The sequence below is a fragment of the Nonomuraea sp. NPDC049625 genome (assembly GCF_040675285.1).
Classification (GTDB): domain Bacteria; phylum Actinomycetota; class Actinomycetes; order Streptosporangiales; family Streptosporangiaceae; genus Nonomuraea; species Nonomuraea angiospora_A.
Genome location: NZ_JBFAOQ010000006.1, coordinates 388,993 through 410,400 on the forward strand (window position 1 = coordinate 388,993; position 21,408 = coordinate 410,400).

The following is a 21,408-nucleotide window of genomic DNA, read 5'->3' on the forward strand; positions in this document are numbered from 1 at the left end:
GATTTCCAGCACGATCGGCCGAAAAACTGCCCCGAAGGTGACGTTCCGTGAACGAATGACGACACTGCTTTGACCGGCCGGTCAGTCTCCCGCCATGAGGCTCAGGCCCCTTTCACCCGCATCCCGTCACAGATCACGTCCGCCATCCGTACCGAGGCCCCTCTGGCCCGCGCCCGGCGCTCGGCCACCAGGCACCCGCGCAGCAGATCCAGCACGTCCTCCCCCGCCAGATCCCCGCGCGCGGCCCCGGCCCGCTGCGCCCGGACCAGTAATCGGGCGACGGCCCTGCCGAGATCGTCCTGCAGCGAGACCCTCATCCCGGCCCCGCTGTCGAGCATGTCGCAGAGCGCCTGGTTCCCCGACGCCTGCTCGACCACCTTGGCGAACCAGGCGAAGAAAGCCTTCCCGGGATCCTCCGCCGTGGCCAGCGCGCGGGCGTCGGCCACGAACCGCTCGATCCGCCCCAGCAGCACCGCCTCGAACAGCGCCTCCTTGGTGGGGAAGTGCCGGTAGACGGTGCCCACCCCGAACCCGGCCCGCCGCGCGATCTCGTCGAAGGAGATCGTCAGGCCGTCACTGGCCAGGGCCTCCTGCGCGATCTGCAGCACCCGCTCCCGGTTCCGCCGGGCGTCGGCCCGCAACGGCCGGGCCGAGCTGTGGTCGTCGCCCATGAACGAACCTGCCTTCAACAACCGGAGGGATCTCTCCGATTCTATCGACGGCCCCTCGCCCCCGCACCCATCCCGATCATGCTTTCCCCGCCCCGACCGGCGCGCCGCCGCCGTGCGTACCCCCGCTCGAAGGACGGGCAGCCGCCGACCCCGGACACCGGAACACCCGCCCCCGAAAAGAGGCGGGTGTCGGGCCGGGGGTGTGGTGCGGCGGTCGGTCAGGGAGGGGTGGTCAGCGGGCGCGGGTGGGCGCGGGCGAAGCGCTTGAGGCGGATGCGCTCCTCCCGGTGCACGGGCGACAGCTCCACGATGCGCGCTCCCTCCGGCACGAACCGCAGGTCGTGCGTGATGAGGAGCGTCGTCCGCCCGGCCATGAGCCGCAGGAGCGGCTTCATGACCTGCGCGGCCGTGGCCTCGTCCAGCCCCGTCATGGGCTCGTCGAGCACCAGCACCGGCGCGTCCCGCAGGACGGCCCTGGCGATGGCGATCCGCTGCCGCTGACCGCCGGACAGGAGCCGCCCCCGCTGCCCCACCGGCGTGTCGTAGCCCTGCGGCAGGAGTTCGGCGAACTCGTGCACCCCCGCCGCCTCCGCCGCCTGCACGATCTCCTCCAGCGAGGCGTCGGGGCGGCCGTAGGCGATGTTGTCGCGTACGGACGCCGAGAACAGCAGCGTCTCCTGGTGCACGATCGCGATGTTCTCGCGCAGCGACTGCCGCGTCAGGCGCCGGATGTCGACCCCGTCCAGCAGGATGCGGCCCGCTTCCGGGTCGTAGAAGCGCAGCATCAGCTTGGCCAGCGTGGACTTGCCCACCCCGCTGGGCCCGGTGAGGACGACGACCTTGCCGGGCGAGGCGGTGAACGTCACGTCCCGCAGCACCTGCCGCCCGCGCCTCGGGTACGTGAAGCCGACCCGGTCGAACTCGACCAGGCCCCGGCTCCGCCCGGCGGGCACGGCGTCCTGCGCGTCGGTGACGGCGGGCCTGACCTTGAGGATCTCGATGACCCGGTCGGACCCGGCCGCCGCCTCCGACACCGTCAGCGCCAGCTCTCCCAGCGCCTGGACCGCCGGGTACAGCAGTGCCAGGTACGCGGCGAAGGCCAGCAGGCCGCCCAGGGTCAGCCGGCCCGCGGCGATCTCCCACGCGCCGAACCCCAGGACGACGATCAGGCAGACGGTCTCGATGACCTGGACGGTGGGCCCGTACAGGCCGGACAGCCAGGCCTGCGACATGTTGGCGCGCAGCCACATGCCGCCCTCCCGGTGCAGGCGGCCCGACTCGGCCTCCTGCCGGTTGTACGCCTGCACGAGCGGCTGGTTGGCCAGCCCCTCCTCCAGGACGCTGTTCATGGCGCCGTTGCTGTAGCGCTCCCGGGCCGCGGCCGTTCTGAACCTGCCCGCGAACACCTTGGACACCACCAGGAACAGCGGGATCAGCGCCATCGTGACGAGGGCGAGGTCCCAGCGGATGAAGAAGGCCGCCCCGGCGAAGAACACCACGCTCGCCGCCGTGGTGAGCGCCTTGACCAGCCCGGACCCCACGAGCTCCTCGATGGCCTCGATGTCGTCGGTCAGCCGTGCCATCAGGTCGCCGAGGCGCCGGTGCTCCGAGAAGTCCGGCGCGAGCGTCTGCAGGTGCGCGTAGACGCGGTCGCGCAGAGCCAGCAGGAACCGTTCGGCGCCCAGCGCGGTGGCGTACGTCGCCGCGAAGGACGTCACCCCGGCGATCGCGGCGAGCCCGAGCCAGGCGAACGCCGGGACCCAGAACTCGTTCAGCCGCCGGGTGGTCAGCACCTCGTCGGTGATGTGGCCGAACAGGCGGATCGCGGCGACCTCGCAGAGCGCGGCCACGACGGCGAACACGACGCCGGCCGCGAATAGGCGGCGCAACCCGCGGGTGTCCGGCCAGAACTCGCGAAAAGTACGGCGAATGGAAATCGCCGGGGCGAGTTCGCGGCCGGAGACAGTCAATGAGAGCCGGCGGCCAGGCCACCGGCTCTCACGGGAGCGATTTACCACCCCCACCACCAGCGCCGGGAGCGGCAGCGCCAACCGCGCCAACCGCAACGCCAGCGCCTACGGCGACGGCAGCAACCCTGCTGGAAGTCGATCCTGGTGAGCTGAGAGCCAGCCATGATTCCTCCCCCGTTTGCTGACTTGCACAAATCGCACGTTAGCACCCGAAAAGCGACAAAGCACGAGATATCGCCTTTTTAAAAGGAATTTGACCAGTGAAACCGCCCGACAAAGGCTGTTGCCTGCCGCCGTTAAATCGACCGTAAATAAAAAGAACCGCTAATTCGGGTAACGGTAATCCCAAAGGATGCCGCTCAGAACTGGTTCCAAGGTGTAGGTCACCCGATACTTTGGTCCGATGGATCGGACGTCTGCGCCGGGGATCATGGGCTCATGGCATTCACCGGCGTCATCCTCATGATCCAGGGCTTCGGCGGCCTCATCGCCGATCACTTCTTCGGCAAGAACTTCGGCCTGCTGCACCTGGTGCTCGACGGCACCGCCCTGACCGTCGTGAGCGCCGTGGTGGGCGTCGCGGGCCTGCTCCTGACGATCGGCGCGCTCAGCAAGGACTCCTGACGGCCACACCCCCGGACCCGCCCTCCGAAGAGGGCGGGTAGGACCTTTCCGAGAAGGTCAGGTGAGCGAGGAGTACGCCACCACGCCGCGCCGCATCGCGTCGACCGCCTTGCCCGCCGTCTGCTTGATCTTGCTGCCGGGCGGGGCCGCGTTCCCGAGCTGACCGAGCAGGTCCATCAGCTGCTTGACCCACCGTACGAAGTCACCGGCCGCCAGCTCGTTGCCGTTCACCCCGTCCCGCAGGACGGCGTCCAGTGCGTGCCCCTTCGTCCACCGGAACGCCGCCCACGCGAACGCCAGATCCGGCTCCCTGATCGTGGACAGCCCATGGTCGGACTCGATGCCCTCCAGCTCCCCCCACAGCCGGATCATCGACGTCAGCGCCTCCTGCGTCCGCCCGGCGGGCACCTTCGGGCGGCGCGCGTCATCGGCGGCCCGCGACTCGAACACCAGCGCCGACACGCACGCCGCCAGCTCGGCCGGGTCGAGCTCCTCCCACAACCCCTGGCGCAGCGACTCGGCGGTCAGCAGGTCGAGCTCGGTGTAGATGCGGCCCAGCCGGCGGCCCTCGTCGGTGACGGCCTCACCTTCGAGGTAGCCGAGCTGCTCCAGCACCGAGCAGATGCGGTCGAACGTCCGCGAGATGACGTGCGAGCGCCCCTCCACCCGGCGGCGCAGCCCCTCGGTCTCGCGCAGCAGCTTGTAGTAGCGCTCGGCCCAGCGGGCATGGTCCTCACGCTCGTCACAGCCGTGGCACGGGTGCTGGCGGATGAGCCGGCGCAGCTCGTTGACCTCGTCGTCCTCCACCGTGTGGTCACGCGCCCTGGCCGGCTTGCCCAGGTCGCGGTCGCCGAGCTTGGCCAGCAGCGTGGAGACGAGGTTGGCGCGCTCCTTGGGCGAGCGGCCGTTGAAGTTCTTCGGGATGCGCAGCTTCTCCAGCGGCTCGACCGGGACGGGGAAGTCCGCCGGATCGAGCTTCTTGATCTGCTTGCCGATCGTCAGCACCAGCGGGCTCGGCCCCTGACCGCGCGGGTTGCGGCCCGGGTCGAGCACGATCGCCAGCCCCGCCCGGCGCCCGCCCGGCACCCGGATGACGTCACCCGGCTGCAACGCCTCCAGCGACCGCACGGCCGCCGCCCGGCGCGCGGCGCCGCGCTGCCTGGCCAGCTCGGCCTCACGATCGGAGAGCCTGCGGCGTAGCGCCGCGTATTCGGGGAAGTCTCCCAGGTGGCACGTCATGGCCTCCTGGTAGCCCTCCAGCGCCTCCTCGTGCTTGCGCAGCTGCTTGGCCAGCCCGACCACCGCCCGGTCGGCCTGGAACTGCGCGAACGACTCCTCCAGCAGCGTCCTGGCCCGCTCCCGGCCGAACTGCCCGACGAGGTTGACCGCCATGTTGTACGACGGCTGGAAGCTCGACCGCAGCGGATACGTACGCGTGCCGGCCAGCCCCGCCACCGACAGCGGATCCATGCCCTGCTGCCACAGCACCACCGCATGGCCCTCGACGTCGATGCCGCGCCGCCCCGCCCGCCCGGTCAGCTGCGTGTACTCGCCGGGCGTGAGGTCGGCGTGGGTCTCACCGTTCCACTTGTCGAGCTTCTCGATCACCACGCTGCGCGCCGGCATGTTGATGCCCAGCGCGAGCGTCTCCGTCGCGAACACGGCCTTGACCAGCCCGCGCGTGAACAGCTCCTCCACGACCTCCTTGAACGCCGGCAGCATGCCCGCGTGGTGCGAGGCCAGCCCGCGCTCCAGGCAGTCACGCCACTCCAGGTAGCCCAGGACGGCCAGGTCCTCGTCCGGCAGATGCGCGGTGCGCTCGTCCACGAGCTGCCTGATCTCGTGCCGCTCGCGGTCGGTCGTGAGCCGGATCCCGGCGTACAGGCACTTCTGAACGGCGGCGTCGCACCCGGCACGGGAGAAGATGAACGTGATCGCCGGCAGCAGCCCCTCGGCGTCGAGCTTCTCGATCACCTGCACCCGGTCCGGCGGGCGCGAACGCTGCGGCCGGCCGTAGCCGCGCCTGCCCCGCCCCGCCGTCAGCCGCTCGGCGTCGCGCGTCACCCGCATCAGCGTGGGGTTGACGCGCGGGGTCAGGTCGTCGTTCACGAACATGTCGTAGAGGCGGTTGCCGACCATCATGTGCTGCCACAACGGCACCGGACGGTGCTCGTCCACGATCACCGTGGTGTCGCCGCGCACCTCGCCCAGCCACTCGCCGAACTCCTCGGCGTTGCTCACCGTCGCCGACAGCGCCACCAGCCGCACCGACTCCTGCAGGTGGATGATCACCTCTTCCCACACGGCGCCGCGGAAGCGGTCGGCGAGGTAGTGGACCTCGTCCATGACCACGAACCCGAGCCCCGCCAGGGTCGCCGACCCCGCGTAGAGCATGTTGCGCAGCACCTCGGTGGTCATGACGACGATGGGGGCCTCGCCGTTGACGCTGTTGTCGCCGGTCAGCAGGCCGACCTTGGCGGTGCCGTAGCGCTTGACCAGGTCGTTGTACTTCTGGTTGGACAGCGCCTTGATGGGGGTGGTGTAGAAGCATTTCTGGCCCTGCTCCAAGGCCAGGTGGACGGCGAACTCGCCGACCACCGTCTTGCCCGACCCCGTGGGCGCCGCCACCAGCACGCCGTCGCCGGCCTCCAGGGCGCGGCAGGCGTCTAGCTGGAAGTCGTCCAGCTCGAAGTCGTAGAGACCTCGGAACGATCTCACCGCGGCCCCGTCGTCCCCATACTTGTGACGGAATGCCGCATAGCGTTCCGCTGGCGTTGTCATACCCGTCAGCCTACCGAAATCGCCTTTCCGGTCGGTCCCCCAGTGGTCCGGCCGATCCTCAGCCGGCGTCCGAGCCGGGCGCCTTTACATTGTAGATTTCAAACGATGACCCGTAACGCCCCCGGGCGCACCTCGCAGTGGACCGGCGCCGGGCCCACGCGTTCGCCGTCGGCATAGGCGATGACGTCCGCAGCCTCCAGCCGCACGCTCCGCACCCGCCGCACCGACACCGCCGGATGCCCCACATGCGTCCCCCGGTAGACGCTCGGGAAGACCCGCAGGAACTCGGTCTTGGACACCGCGTCCAGCATCATCACGTCCAGCAGCCCGTCGTCGGGCCGGGCGTCGGGGCACACCCGCATCCCCGCCCCGTACGAGGACGTGTTGGCCACCGCCACCAGCATGGCCTCGCGTTCGACGACCTCACCGTCGTCGAGGGTCATCCGGAACGGGATCGGCCGGAACGAGCGCAACTCCTCCACCGTCGCCACCAGATAGCGCGCCATCCCCGGCGGCCACGTCTTCCGGTTGGCCCGCTCGTTGACCCGCGAGTCGAACCCGCAGCACATCACCCCCGCGAACAGCTCGTCGGCCTGCCCGGCCCGGATCCGGGCGACGTCCACCAGGCGCGACTTCATGCGCACCACGACGCGGGCCGCGGCCATGGGATCGGCGCAGGGCACCCCGAGCGCGGCAGCGATGTCGTTGCCGGTGCCCGCGGGGATGATGCCGAGCGGCACGTCGGTGCCGGCCACGGCCTGCACGGCCAGGTGGACCAGCCCGTCGCCGCCGAAGGCCACGAGCGCGTCGGGGCGCTCGGCCACGGCGGTGCAGGCACGTGCGAGGGCGTCGGCGGCGTCGGCGCCGACGATCACCGACAGCTCTGCCCCGCCGGCGCGCAGCCGGCGCGCCACGGGTTCGATCAGGCGCAGCGTACGGCCGCCGCGTGCGGCGGGGTTGACGAGCAGGGCGATTTGAGGGGACACGCCCGGAACTTATCGCCTATCGCGTGGAACCGGAATCCTCCCCGGGGCGATCGTCGTCGACCGGAGTGGAGTCCTCCACCAGCGGGGAGGCCTCGTCGTCGGACAGGTGGGAGAAGTCCTCGGTGGCGGGCCTGCGCCTCTCACGCATGAACATGAAGAACTCGGCCAGGAAGTAGAGCACGATCATCGGCATGGCCAGCGCCATCATCGTCAGCGGGTCGCCGCCGGGGGTGATGACCGCACCGAAGACGAACATGGAGAAGATCACCCAGCGGCGGTACTTCTTCACCGTGGCGTGCGGCAGCACACCGATGATGTTGAGGAACACGAGCAGGAGCGGCAGCTCGAACGAGATGCCGAAGATCACGAGCATGATCAGCACGTAGCTGACGTACTCGTCGATCTGGATGATGGCCACGGTGTCGCTCGGCGCGAACCCGAGCAGGATGGCCAGGCTGGTGTCCATGATCACGTACGCCAGGAAGGCGCCGATCAGGAACAGCGGGATCGCCAGCCCGAGGAAGGCGATCGAGTAGCGCTTCTCGTTGCGGTAGAGGGCCGGGGTGACGAAGGCCCAGACCTGGTAGAGCCAGACGGGCGAGGACACGACGACGCCCACCATCGCCGAGACCTTCAACGTCAGGAAGAACGACTGGAAGATGCCGCCGTAGGTCAGCGTGCACTCGCCGACACGCAACTGCTGGGCCTGCGGCGTCTCGCAGAAGGGCTCCTTGATGAACGCCCAGACCGGATCGAAGACGATCCAGCCGATGATGATGCCCACGACGACGGCGGCGGCCGCGATGAGCAACCTGTTACGCAGCTCGCGCAGGTGCTCCATGAGGGGCATGCGGCCCTCGGGGTCGTGGTCGGGTGCCGGCTGGCTCGACCGTTTGAGCAGCGCCATCTAGCAGTCCAGGTGAGGAGGAGGGATGGGGTCAGACGCGCTTGTCGGCCTGGGCGGCGGCGCTGGCGCGCAGCCGGGCGGCCTGCTCCTCGAGCTGCCTGGCCTGCTCCTCCGCGGAGAGCGCGGGGGCGGGCGTGGCCTGGATCTGCGGGGGCTGCGCCGCCGGGGGCTGCGGCTGAGCCGGGGCCTGCGCCTGGGCCTGGACGGTGTGGTTGTCGTCGTCGTCCTCACGGAGCTTGGCCGTCTCGGACTTGAAGATGCGCAGAGAACGGCCGACGCCGCGGGCCATCTCGGGCAGCTTCTTCGCACCGAAAAGCAGGACGAGCACCAGCGCGATGATCAGAAGTTCGGGGACTCCGAGTTGCGACATGAAACGCCCTTTTCTAGCGAGTGCCTGTTTCAGCCACGATCGTACGCTGCCTGGGGCGTGGTCTCACCCCCCTGGCCCGCCAATCTGGCCCGCCGCGGCTCCAGCTGGGCCGTCGCCTCGGCGATTTCCCTTTTCAGGGTACGTGCCGCCACGACGACGCGGGCACCCGCGACCCCGACCACGCCGAGCCCCGCCACGCACAGCCCGCCGGCCACGTAGATCCACATCATGACTGGTGAGCGTACAGGGCCAGGGCCCGCTCGGCCTCCTGGCGCACGGTCTCGGCCATCTCAGGGGGTGAGACGACCCGGCCGGTGTCGCCCAGGCGCAGCGCCAGCTTGAGGATCCAGTCCTCGTCGCGGGCCCGCAGCGCCACCCGCAGCCGCCCCTCGCCCAGCTCGGTGACCTGCTCGCACGGGTAGTACTCGGCCACCCACCGCCCGGCGGCGCTGAGCTCCAGCTCGACCAGCTCGTCGGTGGGCGAGGGCCGGAAGACGCCCCGGGTGACGTCGATGGGCTCGGCCTCGGCCGGCGGGTCGGCGGGCACGTCGAGCACCTCGACGCCGAGCATCCGGTCGAGCCTGAACAGCCGCATCGCCTCGGCCCGGTAGCACCAGCCCTCCAGGTAGGTGCGGCCGTCGACGACCACGACTCGCGTGGGATCGACCTCGCGCGGCGTCACCTCGTCGCGCCCGGGAACGTAGTAGCGCAGCGACAGCCGGCGGCCCCTGGTGAGCCCCTCGCGCACGCGCGGCAGCGCGTCGGGGGCGGCGTCCACGTCGACCGCGAGCTGGCTGCTGAGGGTGGCGGCGCCCTCGCCGGCGGCCCGCTCCAGCTTGGCTGTCACGCGGGGCAGCGCGTCGCCCGGCACCTCGTTGGCAGGCAGGGCGAGCTCGGGGGTCGCGGCGAGCATGCGCAGCGCGACCAGCAGCGCGCTGGCCTCGTCGATGCCCAGCCGCAGCGGCCTGGCGATGGTCTCGGCGTTGTCGATGATGATCTCGCCGCCGTCCCAGGAGACGTCGATGAGGTCGCCGGGGGTGTGGCCGGGCAGGCCGCACATCCACACGAGCTGCAGGTCGTCGATGAGCTGCTTCTCGCTCAGCCCGAACACCGCGGCCACCTCGTCGACCTGCGCCCCCGGGTGGGACATCAGGTACGGCACCAGGGCCAGCAGCCTGGGCAGCCGGTCGGCCGACCCGCTCATCGCAGCTCCTCTGTCATGCCATTGCCCCCTTCAGTCGGCGGATGACGGCCTCGCGGGCGTCCGGCGGCCCGACGACCTCCACGTCGGCGCCGAGGCTGGCCATCCAGCCGGCCAGGCGTTCGGGGTCGGTGAAGGGCAGCTCGGCCTCGTCCCACCCGTGCTCCCCCGTGCGTACGGCCGCCGCGAGCTGCCGCAGCCCTTCGCACGTCCCCTGGCGTACGCGGACGACGGCCACCCGCTCGTCCGTCGAGTCGTCGGGAAAGCCGACCATACCCCGGAGATCGACCCCTTCGGGCACCTCGACGGCGCCGGGCCTGCCCATGACGGTGACCTGGCCGGTGACGCGGCTGAGCCGGAAGACGCGCGGCGCCTGCCGGTCGCGGTCGAACCCGGCCACGTACCAGCGGCCGTTGCGGCTGACCACGCCCCACGGCTCGACGGTGCGGGCGCGCACGCTCTCGCTGCCGGCGCCGCGGTAGTCGAAGCGCACCACGCGCCGGTCGCGTACGGCGTCCCACAGCGCGGGGAAGGCCGGGTCGCGGGTGTCCACGCGCAGCTCCAGCGCGCCGCCGCCCATGGACCCGCCCATGGACGCGCCGACGGGCCGGTCGGTGGCCACGCCGCCGGCGCGCAGCTTCAGCAGCGCCCCCGAGGCGGCCTCGGCCAGGCTGGCCCGCTGCCACACCTGCGCGGCCAGGCCGAGCACGGCGGCCTCGTCGGGCTCCAGGGTGATCTCCGGCAGCTCGTACGACTCGCGCTCGATCCGGTAGCCCGGCTCGTCCTCCCAGGGGTCGCGCACCACGTCGATGGGGATGCCGATCTCGCGCAGCTCGTTCTTGTCACGCTCGAACATGCGCTGGAACGCCTCGTCGCCATCGCGGTCGTAGCCGGGGACGGCCTGGCGGATCTGCTCGGCCGACAGTGGCCTCCGGGTGGCGAGCAGGCAGATCACGAGATTGAGCAACCGTTCGGTCTTCCGGCGCGACATCTGCCTCACTCCTCCTCCATGGACGCTACCCTGCCCCCGTGATCAGATGGCGCAAGGGCGAGGTTGTACGGATCCGACGCGAGTGGCCGGGAGCGGTGGAGCTGGACGTCGCCGTCCCCGAAGGGGAGTGCCGGGCGCTGGCCTATCCGCCGTTGGTCGGCCGCCCGGAACCCGGCGACGAGGTGCTGCTCAACACGACGGCACTCGCGATGGGTCTCGGTACGGGAGGTTACGCCATGGTGGTGGCCGTCCCGAACCGTTTGCCGCAAGATCCTGCCGGTCCGGGCCACCTGGTGAAGGCCCGTTACACGCCGCTGCAGGCCACGGTGCTGGGCGCCGACGAGCAGGACTCCCCGCATCATGACAGATTGCGCGAGGCCGACTCCCTCGACGGGATGCCGGTGGTGGTGGCCGACCTGCACTCGGCGCTGGCGCCGATCCTGTGCGGACTGTACGCCGACCGGCCCGGCACGCGGGTGGCGTACGTGATGCAGGACGGCGGCGCGCTGCCGGTGTGGTTCTCGATGGCGGCGGCCCGGCTGCGGGAGATCGACTGGCTGGCGGGCGTGGTCACGGTCGGGCAGTCGTTCGGCGGCGACGTGGAGGCGGTCACCGTCCACACCGGGCTGCTGGCGGCCCGCCACGTGCTGGAGGCCGACGTGGCGATCGTCGCGCAGGGCCCCGGCAACCTGGGCACGGGCACCAGGTGGGGCTTCTCCGGGGTATCGGCGGGCGAGGCGGTGAACGCGGCAGGCGTGCTGCGCGGCCGCCCGGTGGCCGCGCTGCGGGTCAGCGAGGGCGACCTGCGCGAGCGCCACTACGGGGTCTCGCACCACTCGCTGACCGCCTACGGCCGGGTCGCCCTGACGCCCGCCGACGTGCCGGTGCCGGAGCTGCCCGGGGAGTTCGGCGAGCGGGTCAGGGACCAGTCCGAGCTGCTGGCCGTCCGGCACCGCCTGGTGCCGGTGCCGGTGGAGGGCCTGCACGAGGCGCTGCGGGAGTCCCCGGTGCGCCTGTCGACGATGGGCAGGGGCCTGGAGGAGGACCTGCCCTACTTCCTGGCCTCGGCGGCGGCGGGCAGGCTGGCGGCCTCGCTGCTGTCGTAGGAGTCCTTGAACGTGAACGCCTCGGGGCTCGGCCCCTCGGCCCTGAGGCGCTCCAGCCGAGCCATGCCCTCGGCCAGCGTCGGGATATGACCCTCGGGGATCCACCACATCACCATGTACGGCTCCGCCAGGCGCAGGAACCACTCCCTGCGCCTGCGCAGCACGCCCAGGTGGGCGCTGCGGTAGGTGTAGTTCCACAGGCTGTCCAGCGACTCCCACACCGAGAAGTTCATCAGCAGGTGGTCGCCGTAGTCGTGGATGACGGTGGCGGTGGGGTCGCTCTCGCTCTCCTTCAGCCGCCACACGAACCCGGGGGCCTCGTCGGCGATGGTGTTGACGGGCTCGAGGAGGGCGACGAACTCGGCGAGCTCCTGACTGTCGATGGGCGCGCGCAGATGGGCGATGTTCAGCTCAGCGAGATGCATGACGCTCAGCACACCACCCGTCCGCCTTCTATGTCAATCCTCATTTGTTTTAGAGAGGGAGACGCAGCAGTCCCCCGGCCGCGGGTCGAGCCTGGCCCGGCCCGGCTCGTCGCCGAGCCCTTCGAGCAGCCCCTGGCACAGGGCCAGGTTCATGGAGCACACCAGCAGCGGCTGCTCCTCGGCCAGCACGTGGAAGGGGCAGTTGCGCAGCCGCAGCGCGCCGCCCTCCTCGTACGGCTCGTAGCCGCGCTCCCTGAGCACCTGCTCGACGGGCTCACCGGCGTGCCTCTTGGCCAGCCGGGCGCCGGCCTCCCGCGCCGCCCGCTCGGCCCGCTCCTCGGCGCCGAGCGCGTCGACGACCTCGGCCAGGACGGAGGCGAGCGCGCCGTAGTCGCGCGGCGGCAGGCTCACCGACCGCTCGCCCCTGGCCCGGCGGTAGACCTTGGCGGGCCGGCCGCTGCCCGGCCCCTTCTTCTCCTGCTGCCGGAAACCGCTCTCGAGCAGCCCCGCCTCGACGAGCTTGTCGAGGTGGTGGCCGGCGAGGGTCCTGGAGACGCCCGCGGCCTCGGCCGCCTCCCCCCTGCCCACGTCGCCGCCGCGGCCCGCGACGGCCGCGTACAGGCTGCGGCGTACGGGGTCGTGCAGGAGGGCCAGCGCGTCGAGGTCGTCGCTACTCACAACGGGAGTCTATGAAAGCTTCCGCTTCACGTGCTTGTACGTGCACGCGCGGCTGGCGTCGGACGGGACGTTGCCGTACCTGCGCCAGCACGCCCCCTTCTTGATCACCCAGATGTCGACCCACTCGGGCGCGTGGTAACGGCGGTAGGCGGCCGTGGCGTTCTTCAGCACGCGGGCGGCCACGACCTTGGCCTGGGCCTTGTTGGCGGCGGAGGTGTTCACCCACGTCGTGCCGGCATCGCCGCCGACGACGCAGGGCTTCTTGACGCCCTTGCAGAAGGGCGGGTCATCGGCGGCGGACGCGGCCGTGGCTCCGCCGAGGAGGACGGCTAAGGCGGATGCGATGACCAGGAAAGTGCGGATCATGAGGTTCATCCTGCCTCAATAGGCGGCGATGACGTCCACGACGTAGACGAGCGTGTCGGTGCCCGTGATGCCGTGGGCGGGGTCGCCGGCGGGGCCGTACCCGTACGAGGGCGGGACGACCATCAGGACCCGGCTGCCGGCGGGCACCCCGACCAGGGCCGCCTCCCACCCCTTGGGCACGCCGCCGTCGCCGATCCTGAACGCCTTCGGCCGGCCGCTCGTCCAGGTGGCCTCGAAGACGCGGCGGCGGCTCCAGATCGCGCCCTCGTACTGGGCGACCACGAGCTGCCCCGCCCGCGTGCCGCGCCCCTCGCCCCTGGCCAGCACCTTGACCTCGAACGCGGCCGGCGGGGCGGTGGCGGGCACCTCCAGCCCGGGCGGGGCGCCGGCGGTGACGCGCACGCCCGCCAGCGAGCCGCCGCCCGCCTCGACCGAGGCGCCCTTGGGGTGGGCGCCGAGGATGTCGACCACGTAGACCAGCTCGTCATCGGGCCCGACGCCGGGCGGCAGGCGCGCGCCACGGCGTTGATCGGGCGGGAGCGCGGCCAGGACCCTGCTGCCGACCCTGCGGCCCCGCAGCGCCCCGTCCAGCCCCGGCGGCAGCTCCCCCAGCGGGAACGCGGCCGGGGCGCCGCGGTCGAAGGTGGAGTCGACCAGGCGGTTGTCCCCGCCGTCCCAGACGTGCGCGGTGTACTGGACGATCGCCGTGTCGTCCGCGCCGAGCCGGGCGCCGCCGCCGGTCGCCAGCTCCTCCACCCGGAGCCCGGCGGCCGGTCCGCCGCCCGCGAAAGTGATCGTCGGCCTGGCCCCGAACGGGCCGTCCACCGTCATGCCGAGATCGCGCGCGGCACCGCCCGAGCAGCCGGCCAGCAGGACGAGGACCGGCAGCAACACGGCGGTACGGCGGTGCGGCATCGGTCCTCCCACGCGGCGGGGCTGGGCGTGGCGATGCTACCGTGTCCGGCCCTCGTCCGGCCCTCGTCCGGCCCTCCCGCGGGCCGGACGGGAGGTCGGCTCAGGAGGCGCCGAGGATGTCCACCACGAACACGAGGGTGCTCTTGGCGGGGATGCCCTGCTGCGCCTGGTCCCCGTAGCCGAGGTCCGGCGGGATGCTCATCACGACCCGGCTGCCGACCGGCACCCCGGCCAGGCCCTGCTGCCAGCCCTTGATGACCCCCGACAGCGGGAACTCGGCCGGCTGGCCCCGCTCCCAGCTGGAGTCGAACTGCTTGTCGCTGCCCCACAGCTTGCCCGTGTAGTGGACGGTGAGCGTCTGGCTCGCCTCCACCTTCGGCCCGGTGCCCTCGATGAGCGTCTTGACGACGAGCTTGTCCGACGGCTTCTCGTCGGTCTTCGTGGTCAGCGTCGGCGCCTTGTCGCCGCCCGGGCTGACGACCTTGACACCCTTGAGGCTCTCGCCGGTCTCCTTGCCGGTGGCGGCCTTCAGCGGCGGCGGCTGGGTGCCGACGATGTCGAACACGAACACCTTGGTCGGCTCGGCCGGCTGCGTGGCCTGCTGCTGGGCCATGCTGTCGTTGGCGAGCACGGCCAGCAGCCGCCCGCCGTGCTTGACCTTGGTGAAGCCCTCCTGCAGCACCTGCGGGATCTGCTGGTCGACCGCGATCGTCTCGGGCTTCTTGGTGTCGTAGGAGGAGCCCTGGACCGCGTTGCCCTTGCCGTCCCAGTTGTAGACGGTCAGGTTGACGATCACGCGGTCGCCGGCCTTGATCCCGTCGCCGGTGCCCGGCTGGATCACCTCGTACGACGACTTGCTGGCGGGCGTGCCGGCGGGGAAGGTCACCGTGGGCTTGCCGCCCACGTCACCGGTGACCTTGACCCCCGCCCCGGCGCCAGCGCCGGTGGCGGTGGCGCCGGTGCTCGCACCGTCGTCGGATCCGCAGGCGGCGGCGAACAGGATCAGTGGCACGGCGGCCAGTACGGCCATAGCGCGGCGCATGGGTTTCCCTCGGGAAGACGGCAGATTCGCGTCACCCTACCCGACATCCTGGTAGGCCCGAGGTAAACCACGCGCTACATCCCGGCTATGAGCTTGTCCACCCTCTCGTCCACGCTCCGGAACGGGTCCTTGCACAGCACCGTGCGCTGCGCCTGGTCGTTGAGCTTGAGATGCACCCAGTCGACGGTGAAGTCGCGCCGCTTCTCCTGCGCCTTGCGGATGAACTCGCCGCGCAGCCGCGCCCTGGTCGTCTGCGGCGGCACCGACTTGGCCTCGAAGATCTTCAGGTCGGACGCCACCCGCTCCACCGAGCCACGCTTCTGCAGCAGGTAGAACAGGCCACGCTTGCGGTGCACGTCGTGGTAGGCCAGGTCGAGCTGGGCCACCCTGGGCGAGGACAGCGGCAGGTCGTACTTCTTCCGGTAACGCTCGATGAGCTGGTATTTCGTCACCCAGTCGATCTCCCGGGAGACCAGGTCGAGGTTGCCGGTGTCGACCGCGTTCAGCGTGCGCTCCCACAGCTCCAGCACCCGGTGGGCGATGGCGTCGCCGCCGCGGCGGTCGACGAAGTCCTTCGCCTTGGACAGGTATTCCTGCTGGATCTCCAGGCTGGAGGCCTCCCGGCCGTTGGCCAGGCGCACCCTGCGGCGGCCGGTCATGTCGTGGGAGACCTCGCGGATGGCCCTGATCGGGTTCTCCAGCGACAGGTCTCGCATCACCGTGCCCGACTCGATCATGCGCAGCACCAGGTCGGTGGCGCCGACCTTGAGCAGCATCGTGGTCTCGCTCATGTTGGAGTCGCCGACGATGACGTGCAGGCGGCGGAACCGCTCGGCGTCGGCGTGCGGCTCGTCCCGGGTGTTGATGATGGGCCGGGACCGGGTCGTGGCGCTGGAGACGCCCTCCCAGATGTGCTCGGCCCGCTGCGAGACGCAATAGACGGCGCCGCGTGGCGTCTGCAGGACCTTGCCGGCCCCGCAGATGATCTGCCGCGTCACCAGGAACGGGATCAGCACGTCCGCCAGCCGCCCGAACTCCCCGTGCCTGCCGACCAGGTAGTTCTCGTGGCAGCCGTAGGAGTTGCCGGCCGAGTCCGTGTTGTTCTTGAACAGATAGATGTCACCCGCGATGCCCTCTTCGCGAAGCCGTTTCTCGGCGTCGACCAGCAGGCCCTCGAGGATGCGCTCACCCGCCTTGTCGTGCGTGACGAGCTCGATGACGTTGTCACACTCAGGTGTTGCGTATTCAGGATGGCTGCCCACGTCGAGGTAGAGACGCGCGCCGTTGCGAAGGAAGACGTTGCTCGATCGGCCCCAGGACACGACCCGCCGGAACAGGTAGCGCGCGACCTCGTCGGGCGACAGCCTGCGCTGTCCCCTGAACGTGCAGGTCACACCGTACTCGTTCTCCAGCCCGAAGATGCGACGATCCATCACCTCACACTATGCCCATGGATCCGCGAGCGGGAGAGATCTTCCAGGTGTTTTCCCACCCGGCCCTCTGTGACCCCTCTTTAATCCCCTTTGTCCCGCGCCCGCCCCCACGGGGCGCGGGTCCTTTTTCCCGCGTTTTCCAGGGCCCTCGTGTCAGGGCGTCCAGATCTCCTGAACCTGGACGATCTTCCCCTTGTAGACGGTGATGAGCGCGGGTTTCCCCTCCCGCTTCATCAGCACCGACCTGGCGCAGCGCTTACTGCCCAGCCCGGTGTCCCGGTTGATCGTCATGCCGCCCTCCGACTCCCCGCAGCCGAACGCCGACAGATAGACCACGTCCTTGGCGACGGGCGAGGCGTACGCCATGACATCGCCCTCGGGCGGGCCCACGAAGTAGCCCTCGGTCTCGGTGCCCTTCTTCCACTTGATCGGCTGGTACTCGGCCACGTCACCACGGATCAGGGTGATCCGGCCGCGCAGGATGCCGTCATGACGGGAGTGGATGCCCTTGGTGAAGTCGTGCTTCGGGTCGGACTGGAGGGTCGTGCCGAAAGGCTTGGGCGCCTTGAAGTTGGGGAACGCGGCGGCGTACCCGGAGGACGCGCCGGCCGCCGCGGAGGCGGCGTGAGCGGCCACGCCGGAGCTCAGCGCCACGACCACAGCGGCACCGGCCGCCAGGAGGCCACGCATGGAAGTGTTCACGGATTCTGAGACCCGATACCACCCCCCGAAGTTCGCCTCAACCCCAGTGATACAAGTCACACTCCCCCACGCCGTCTTCCCCACCACTCCACACCACCTCAAAGACCCCTCCACCCCCTCAGGGGCCCCTTCATCACCTCAACGACCCCTTCACCACCTCAACCACCCTCACCACTCACAGCTCCCCCCGCACACCGCACCCAACGGACCGCTGCCCATACACCGGCCCACACCCTCACCACCCTCGCCCCGCCACAAATGGGCTCACACCATGGCCACCGCAGGGCCATCTGACCGCGCCCCGCCGCCTTCCCCTCACGTTCACACGCCCGCTGCCGTGTCGCGCGACCGCCCGCACTCCTTCGGGCGACGGGCGCGGCGTCCGACGAAGCCCTGGAGGCACCGTCAGGCCGACAGCGAGTTGCCGAAATGACGGTTGCGTCCAGGAGTGCGCCCGTGAAATCGCCGCCGTCCCCGTACCGGACCCGGAAACCGCCACACCCGTACCGGGCCAACGAAAAACCCGCCAGGGGCAGCCGTAGCGGCCCCTGGCGGGTGTGAGAAGAGTGGAGGACGGCTACAGCGGCGACGAGCCGTCGTCCACGTCGCCCTCAGGCCCCGTGGGAGGCGGGGTGTCCTCGGACGAGGGCTTGGCCGCGGGCGGCGGGGTGGCGGCCGGGGGCGGGGTGGTGGTCTGGGCCAGGAGGCGCTCCAGGCGGGCGCCCGTGAGCCGCAGGAACTTGCGGTGCTCCCGGTTGCGGTCGAGGACCGCCACCTCGAGCTGCGCCACCGGCGGCCGCTCGCCACCAGGCTCGGTGAGCGCCGTCAGCGCCACCTCCAGCGCGTCGGCCAGCGACATCGACTCGCGGTAGCGCTCCTTGAGCCGGGTGGACACCGCGTCCGCCTGGCCGCCCATGGCCGCGAAGCCGTGCTCGTCGAAGACCGACCCGTCGAAGGTGAGCCGGTAGATCGCGTCGCCGTCCTTGGTCTCGCCGACCTCGGCGACCACGACCTCCACCTCCAGCGACTTGATCGACTCGGTGAAGATGCGGCCCAGGTTGGAGGCGTACAGGTTGGCCAGGCCGCGCCCGGTCACGTCGGAGCGATCGTAGGTGTAGCCGTTGATGTCGGCGTAGCGGATGCCGCCGAGCCGCAGCTCCTCGAACTCGTTGTAGCGGCCCACGGCCGCGAACCCGATGCGGTCGTAGATCTCGCTGATCTTGTGCAGTGCCCGCGACGGGTTGGGCGCGACGAACAGGATGCCGTCGACATACTGCAGCACGACGACGGAGCGGCCCCGCGCGATGCCCTTGCGCGCGTAGTCGGCCTTGTCCCGCATGATCTGCTCAGGGGACGCATATCCAAAAGGCATGGACACGTGCGGTGGTCCTTTCTAGCGCAGCGGGGCGATGGGGCCGTCAGGCGAGATCAGGCGGGCTTCGAGCATCTGCTCCACGTAGTCGGAGACCTGCTCCTCGCTCAGCCTGCGGAAGCCGTCGGCGTCGATCACCGACACGATCGGCCAGATCTTCCTGGTGACGTCGGGCCCACCGGTCGCCGAGTCGTCGTCGGCGGCGTCGTAGAGGGCCTGGATGAGCGTCATCACCATGTCGTCGGCCGACGAGCCGTCGCGGTAGAGCTTCTTCAACGACCCGCGCGCGAAGATCGAGCCGGAGCCGATCGCGTCGAACCTCTCCCGCTCGTACGGCCCGCCCGCGACGTCGTAGCTGAAGATCCGCCCCTCGTCCTTGTCAGGGTCGTACGCCGCGAACAGCGGCACCACCACCAGCCCCTGCATCGCCATCGGAAGGTTGCCCCTGATCATGGTGGCCAGCCGGTTGGCCTTGCCCGCCACCGACATCGTGCGGCCCTCGAGCTTCTCGTAGTGCTCCAGCTCCACCCGGAACAGCCGGGCGAACTCGATGCCGGTGCTGGCCGTGCCCGCGATGCCCATGCACGAGTAGTCGTCGGCGCGGAAGACCTTCTCCACATCGCGCTGCGAGATGATGTTGCCCGACGTCGCCCGCCGGTCGCCCGCCATGATCACGCCACCGGCGAAGGTGGCGGCCACGATCGTCGTCGCGTGCGGGACCTGGTCGCCGATCGGGGTGGCCAGCACCTCATTCCGCTGCGGCAGCAAATCAGGCGCATACGAGCTGACAAACTCCGTGAACGAGGAACTTCCGGTGTTGCGGAAAAGCTGGTTGACCAAGCCGGCGGGCAGATCCCTGTGCGATGCCACGCGACTCCCTCCAAACGTCAGTGTTCCTAGGGCGACCCTACTCATGTTGCGTTGTTGTCTGCACTTCCCACGATCAGCTCACGGCGAACCCGCGTGATCACACGCCGCCCCGTTCCGTGTTCAGATCGTTTCTTTACGGCTCCCGGCGGCCGTGCGACTGTCGGTATGTCTGCATGTCCTGAACAGGAGGCCGACATGCGATTCCCCAGCCGACCTGCGGTGATCGCCACCCTGGCCACCCTCGCCCTCACGTCCTGCGGCACCGGCGCGGACCCCGGCGCAGGCAGCGTCTCCCTGACCATCGCCGCCAACTCCATCTCCGGCGGCAAGAACTCCGAGTCCGCCGACTGGATCAAGCGGTGGGTGATCCCCGAGTTCGAGAGGACGCACCGCGACGTCAAGGTCCTCTTCCAGCCCAGCGGCGTCGACGACGAGCAGTACAAGACGAAGATCGCGCTCGACCTCAAGTCCAGGACCGGCGCCGACGTGATCGACATCGACGGCATCTGGGTCGGCGAGTTCGCCCAGGCCGGCTACATCAAACCGCTGCCGGAGGTCGGCGGCGCCACCGTCGAACAGTGGGAGGGCTGGTCGCAGATCCCGCAGGCCGTGCAGAGCCTGGGCATCTTCGACGGCAAGAAGTACGGCCTGCCGCAGGGCACCGACGGCCGCGTCCTGTTCTACAACAAGACCCTGTTCGCCAAGGCCGGCCTGCCCGGCCCGTGGCAGCCCAAGAGCTGGCAGGACATCATCGACGCCGGCACCAGGCTCAAGGCCGCTGGCGTGCCCGTCCCCATCCAGATCGACGCCGGCACCGCCATGGGCGAGGCCACGACCATGCAGGGCGTGCTCCCCCTGCTCGCCGGCGCCGGATCCGAGATCTACGCCGCCGGCAAGTGGACCGGCGCCTCCCGGTCGCTCAAGGACGCGCTCGGCTTCTACCGGCAGATCTACGGCGGCAGCGGCCTCGGCGACCCCAAGCTGCAGCAGGAGGCCAAGGGCCGCGACAAGTCCTTCGCCCAGTTCGCCGCCGGCAAGATCGGCATCCTCGCCGAGAGCGACTACTTCTGGCGCTCCGTCGTCGAACCCCGGGCCGGCGTCGCCCCCATGAAGGACCGCGACCAGGTCGTCGGCTACGCCAAGATCCCCGCCGAGCGGCCCGGCGCCGGCGTCCGCGGCCAGGACTTCGTCAGCATGTCCGGCGGCGCCGTCCGCGTGCTCAACCCGTACTCCAAGAACCCCAGGCTCGCCTGGGACCTGCTCGCCTTCATGCACTCGGCCGCGGCCACGAAGGCGCAGCTGGCCGGGCAGGTGCGCATCAGCTCACGCGCCGACGTCAACGACGAGGTGCTCACCGCCGACCCGATGCTGAAGTTCGTCGCCGATGAGGTGCTGCCCCTCACCGCCTACCGCCCCGGCCTGGCCGTCTACCCGCAGGTGTCGGCCGCGCTGCAGGAGGCCACCGCCGCCGTCGTCAGCGGCACGAGCCCCGACGAGGCCGCCGCCGCGTACCAGGCGAAGCTGGAGGACCTCGTCGGCGGCCCGGCCCACGTCGGCGGCTGAGCCCGGATCCGCCACGAGCGGCGAGCCGATCATGTCCACCATCGCCGTGTGAGCGCCGGCACCAGCGTCTGGGGCGGCTTCCTGTTCCAGTTCATCCTGCTGCGCGACCCCGAGAAGGCACCGGCTCGGTCATCCTCTACACCCTCTACGCCGAGGGCTGCTGTACTCGCTGCCGGTGGTGCTGACCAAGGTCTTCTCCGGCGTGGGTACACGCGCCCACCTGACCGTCGAGAACGGCGAGTTCTCCGCCGCTGGGCCCGTCCGGCGGCGACAAGACCCCGCCGCCGCCGCCGCGCACCATCGCCGACCCCGAAACCCCCACTGCCCCCGGAACCCCCGCCACCCTCATCCAGGCCGTCGTCCAAGCAGGCGAAACACCACCCATCGGCAACCCCGCCTGGGCAGTCCCCCGCCGCGCCTCCCCCACCGCGACGA

Annotated in this window: 21 protein-coding genes; 3 read left to right on the top strand and 18 right to left on the bottom strand. The window is 70.6% G+C overall.

What is annotated here, in order from left to right; translation table 11 throughout:
- Positions 1-101 precede the first annotated feature (101 nt).
- Positions 102-671 (bottom strand): TetR/AcrR family transcriptional regulator, encoded by a 570-nt coding sequence (locus AB0J87_RS27750; RefSeq protein WP_363969707.1) that lies wholly within the window; start codon positions 669-671, stop codon positions 102-104.
- Positions 672-889: 218 nt separating this feature from the next.
- Positions 890-2,560 carry an ABC transporter ATP-binding protein gene (locus AB0J87_RS27755; RefSeq protein ID WP_363969709.1) on the bottom strand — a complete coding sequence of 557 codons (1,671 nt, stop codon included), beginning with the start codon at positions 2,558-2,560 and terminating at the stop codon, positions 890-892.
- 519 nt (positions 2,561-3,079) lie between these two features.
- Here AB0J87_RS27755 and AB0J87_RS27760 point away from each other — a divergent pair.
- Positions 3,080-3,265, top strand: a complete 186-nt coding sequence (locus AB0J87_RS27760) for a hypothetical protein (RefSeq protein ID WP_363969711.1) — start codon at positions 3,080-3,082, stop codon at positions 3,263-3,265.
- A gap of 57 nt (positions 3,266-3,322) precedes the next feature.
- Here the strand turns inward: AB0J87_RS27760 and AB0J87_RS27765 are convergent, their stop codons facing one another.
- From AB0J87_RS27765 to AB0J87_RS27795, 7 genes are all read right to left on the bottom strand, one after another.
- Positions 3,323-6,046, bottom strand: coding sequence for a DEAD/DEAH box helicase (locus tag AB0J87_RS27765; RefSeq protein WP_363969713.1), 2,724 nt, complete (start codon positions 6,044-6,046; stop codon positions 3,323-3,325).
- A 98-nt stretch (positions 6,047-6,144) separates the two neighbouring features.
- Positions 6,145-7,032, bottom strand: a complete 888-nt coding sequence (locus tag AB0J87_RS27770) for a YegS/Rv2252/BmrU family lipid kinase (RefSeq protein WP_363969715.1) — start codon at positions 7,030-7,032, stop codon at positions 6,145-6,147.
- 16 nt (positions 7,033-7,048) lie between these two features.
- Positions 7,049-7,939 carry a twin-arginine translocase subunit TatC gene (gene tatC, locus AB0J87_RS27775; protein ID WP_363969717.1) on the bottom strand — a complete coding sequence of 297 codons (891 nt, stop codon included), beginning with the start codon at positions 7,937-7,939 and terminating at the stop codon, positions 7,049-7,051.
- A gap of 31 nt (positions 7,940-7,970) precedes the next feature.
- Positions 7,971-8,309, bottom strand: a complete 339-nt coding sequence (gene tatA / locus AB0J87_RS27780; RefSeq protein WP_350735433.1) for a Sec-independent protein translocase subunit TatA — start codon at positions 8,307-8,309, stop codon at positions 7,971-7,973.
- A 29-nt stretch (positions 8,310-8,338) separates the two neighbouring features.
- Positions 8,339-8,539 (bottom strand): hypothetical protein, encoded by a 201-nt coding sequence (locus AB0J87_RS27785; protein WP_350735430.1) that lies wholly within the window; start codon positions 8,537-8,539, stop codon positions 8,339-8,341.
- Positions 8,536-9,513 carry a WYL domain-containing protein gene (locus AB0J87_RS27790; protein ID WP_363969720.1) on the bottom strand — a complete coding sequence of 326 codons (978 nt, stop codon included), beginning with the start codon at positions 9,511-9,513 and terminating at the stop codon, positions 8,536-8,538. Before AB0J87_RS27790 ends, AB0J87_RS27785 begins: the two co-directional genes overlap by 4 nt.
- 13 nt (positions 9,514-9,526) lie before the next feature.
- Positions 9,527-10,501: a WYL domain-containing protein gene (locus tag AB0J87_RS27795; protein ID WP_363969722.1), complete on the bottom strand. Its 975-nt coding sequence runs from the start codon at positions 10,499-10,501 to the stop codon at positions 9,527-9,529.
- Between the two features lie 38 nt (positions 10,502-10,539).
- Here AB0J87_RS27795 and AB0J87_RS27800 point away from each other — a divergent pair, with 38 nt between their 5' ends.
- Positions 10,540-11,607: a DUF3866 family protein gene (locus AB0J87_RS27800; protein ID WP_363969724.1), complete on the top strand. Its 1,068-nt coding sequence runs from the start codon at positions 10,540-10,542 to the stop codon at positions 11,605-11,607.
- Here the strand turns inward: AB0J87_RS27800 and AB0J87_RS27805 are convergent.
- The 9 genes from AB0J87_RS27805 to prcB all read right to left on the bottom strand — a co-directional run bounded on the left by AB0J87_RS27805 (position 11,553) and on the right by prcB (position 19,308).
- On the bottom strand, positions 11,553-12,032 hold the full coding sequence (locus tag AB0J87_RS27805) for a DUF3291 domain-containing protein (RefSeq protein ID WP_363969726.1): 480 nt from the start codon (positions 12,030-12,032) through the stop codon (positions 11,553-11,555). The genes AB0J87_RS27800 and AB0J87_RS27805 overlap by 55 nt on opposite strands.
- 33 nt (positions 12,033-12,065) lie before the next feature.
- On the bottom strand, positions 12,066-12,710 hold the full coding sequence (locus AB0J87_RS27810) for a helix-turn-helix domain-containing protein (protein WP_363969728.1): 645 nt from the start codon (positions 12,708-12,710) through the stop codon (positions 12,066-12,068).
- Between the two features lie 9 nt (positions 12,711-12,719).
- Positions 12,720-13,076 (bottom strand): hypothetical protein, encoded by a 357-nt coding sequence (locus AB0J87_RS27815; RefSeq protein WP_363969730.1) that lies wholly within the window; start codon positions 13,074-13,076, stop codon positions 12,720-12,722.
- A gap of 15 nt (positions 13,077-13,091) precedes the next feature.
- On the bottom strand, positions 13,092-13,991 hold the full coding sequence (locus AB0J87_RS27820; protein WP_363969732.1) for an FKBP-type peptidyl-prolyl cis-trans isomerase: 900 nt from the start codon (positions 13,989-13,991) through the stop codon (positions 13,092-13,094).
- Between the two features lie 100 nt (positions 13,992-14,091).
- On the bottom strand, positions 14,092-15,033 hold the full coding sequence (locus AB0J87_RS27825) for an FKBP-type peptidyl-prolyl cis-trans isomerase (protein ID WP_363969734.1): 942 nt from the start codon (positions 15,031-15,033) through the stop codon (positions 14,092-14,094).
- Between the two features lie 74 nt (positions 15,034-15,107).
- Positions 15,108-16,466 (bottom strand): Pup--protein ligase, encoded by a 1,359-nt coding sequence (pafA, locus tag AB0J87_RS27830; RefSeq protein WP_185076838.1) that lies wholly within the window; start codon positions 16,464-16,466, stop codon positions 15,108-15,110.
- Positions 16,467-16,619: 153 nt separating this feature from the next.
- Positions 16,620-17,156 carry a hypothetical protein gene (locus AB0J87_RS27835; RefSeq protein WP_363969736.1) on the bottom strand — a complete coding sequence of 179 codons (537 nt, stop codon included), beginning with the start codon at positions 17,154-17,156 and terminating at the stop codon, positions 16,620-16,622.
- A 589-nt stretch (positions 17,157-17,745) separates the two neighbouring features.
- On the bottom strand, positions 17,746-18,540 hold the full coding sequence (gene prcA, locus AB0J87_RS27840) for a proteasome subunit alpha (RefSeq protein WP_350735404.1): 795 nt from the start codon (positions 18,538-18,540) through the stop codon (positions 17,746-17,748).
- Positions 18,541-18,561: 21 nt separating this feature from the next.
- Positions 18,562-19,308 carry a proteasome subunit beta gene (gene prcB / locus AB0J87_RS27845; protein ID WP_355200857.1) on the bottom strand — a complete coding sequence of 249 codons (747 nt, stop codon included), beginning with the start codon at positions 19,306-19,308 and terminating at the stop codon, positions 18,562-18,564.
- 297 nt (positions 19,309-19,605) lie between these two features.
- On the opposite strand from prcB, the gene AB0J87_RS27850 reads away from it, so the two are divergent.
- Positions 19,606-20,973, top strand: coding sequence for an extracellular solute-binding protein (locus AB0J87_RS27850; protein WP_363969738.1), 1,368 nt, complete (start codon positions 19,606-19,608; stop codon positions 20,971-20,973).
- Positions 20,974-21,408: the final 435 nt, after the last annotated feature.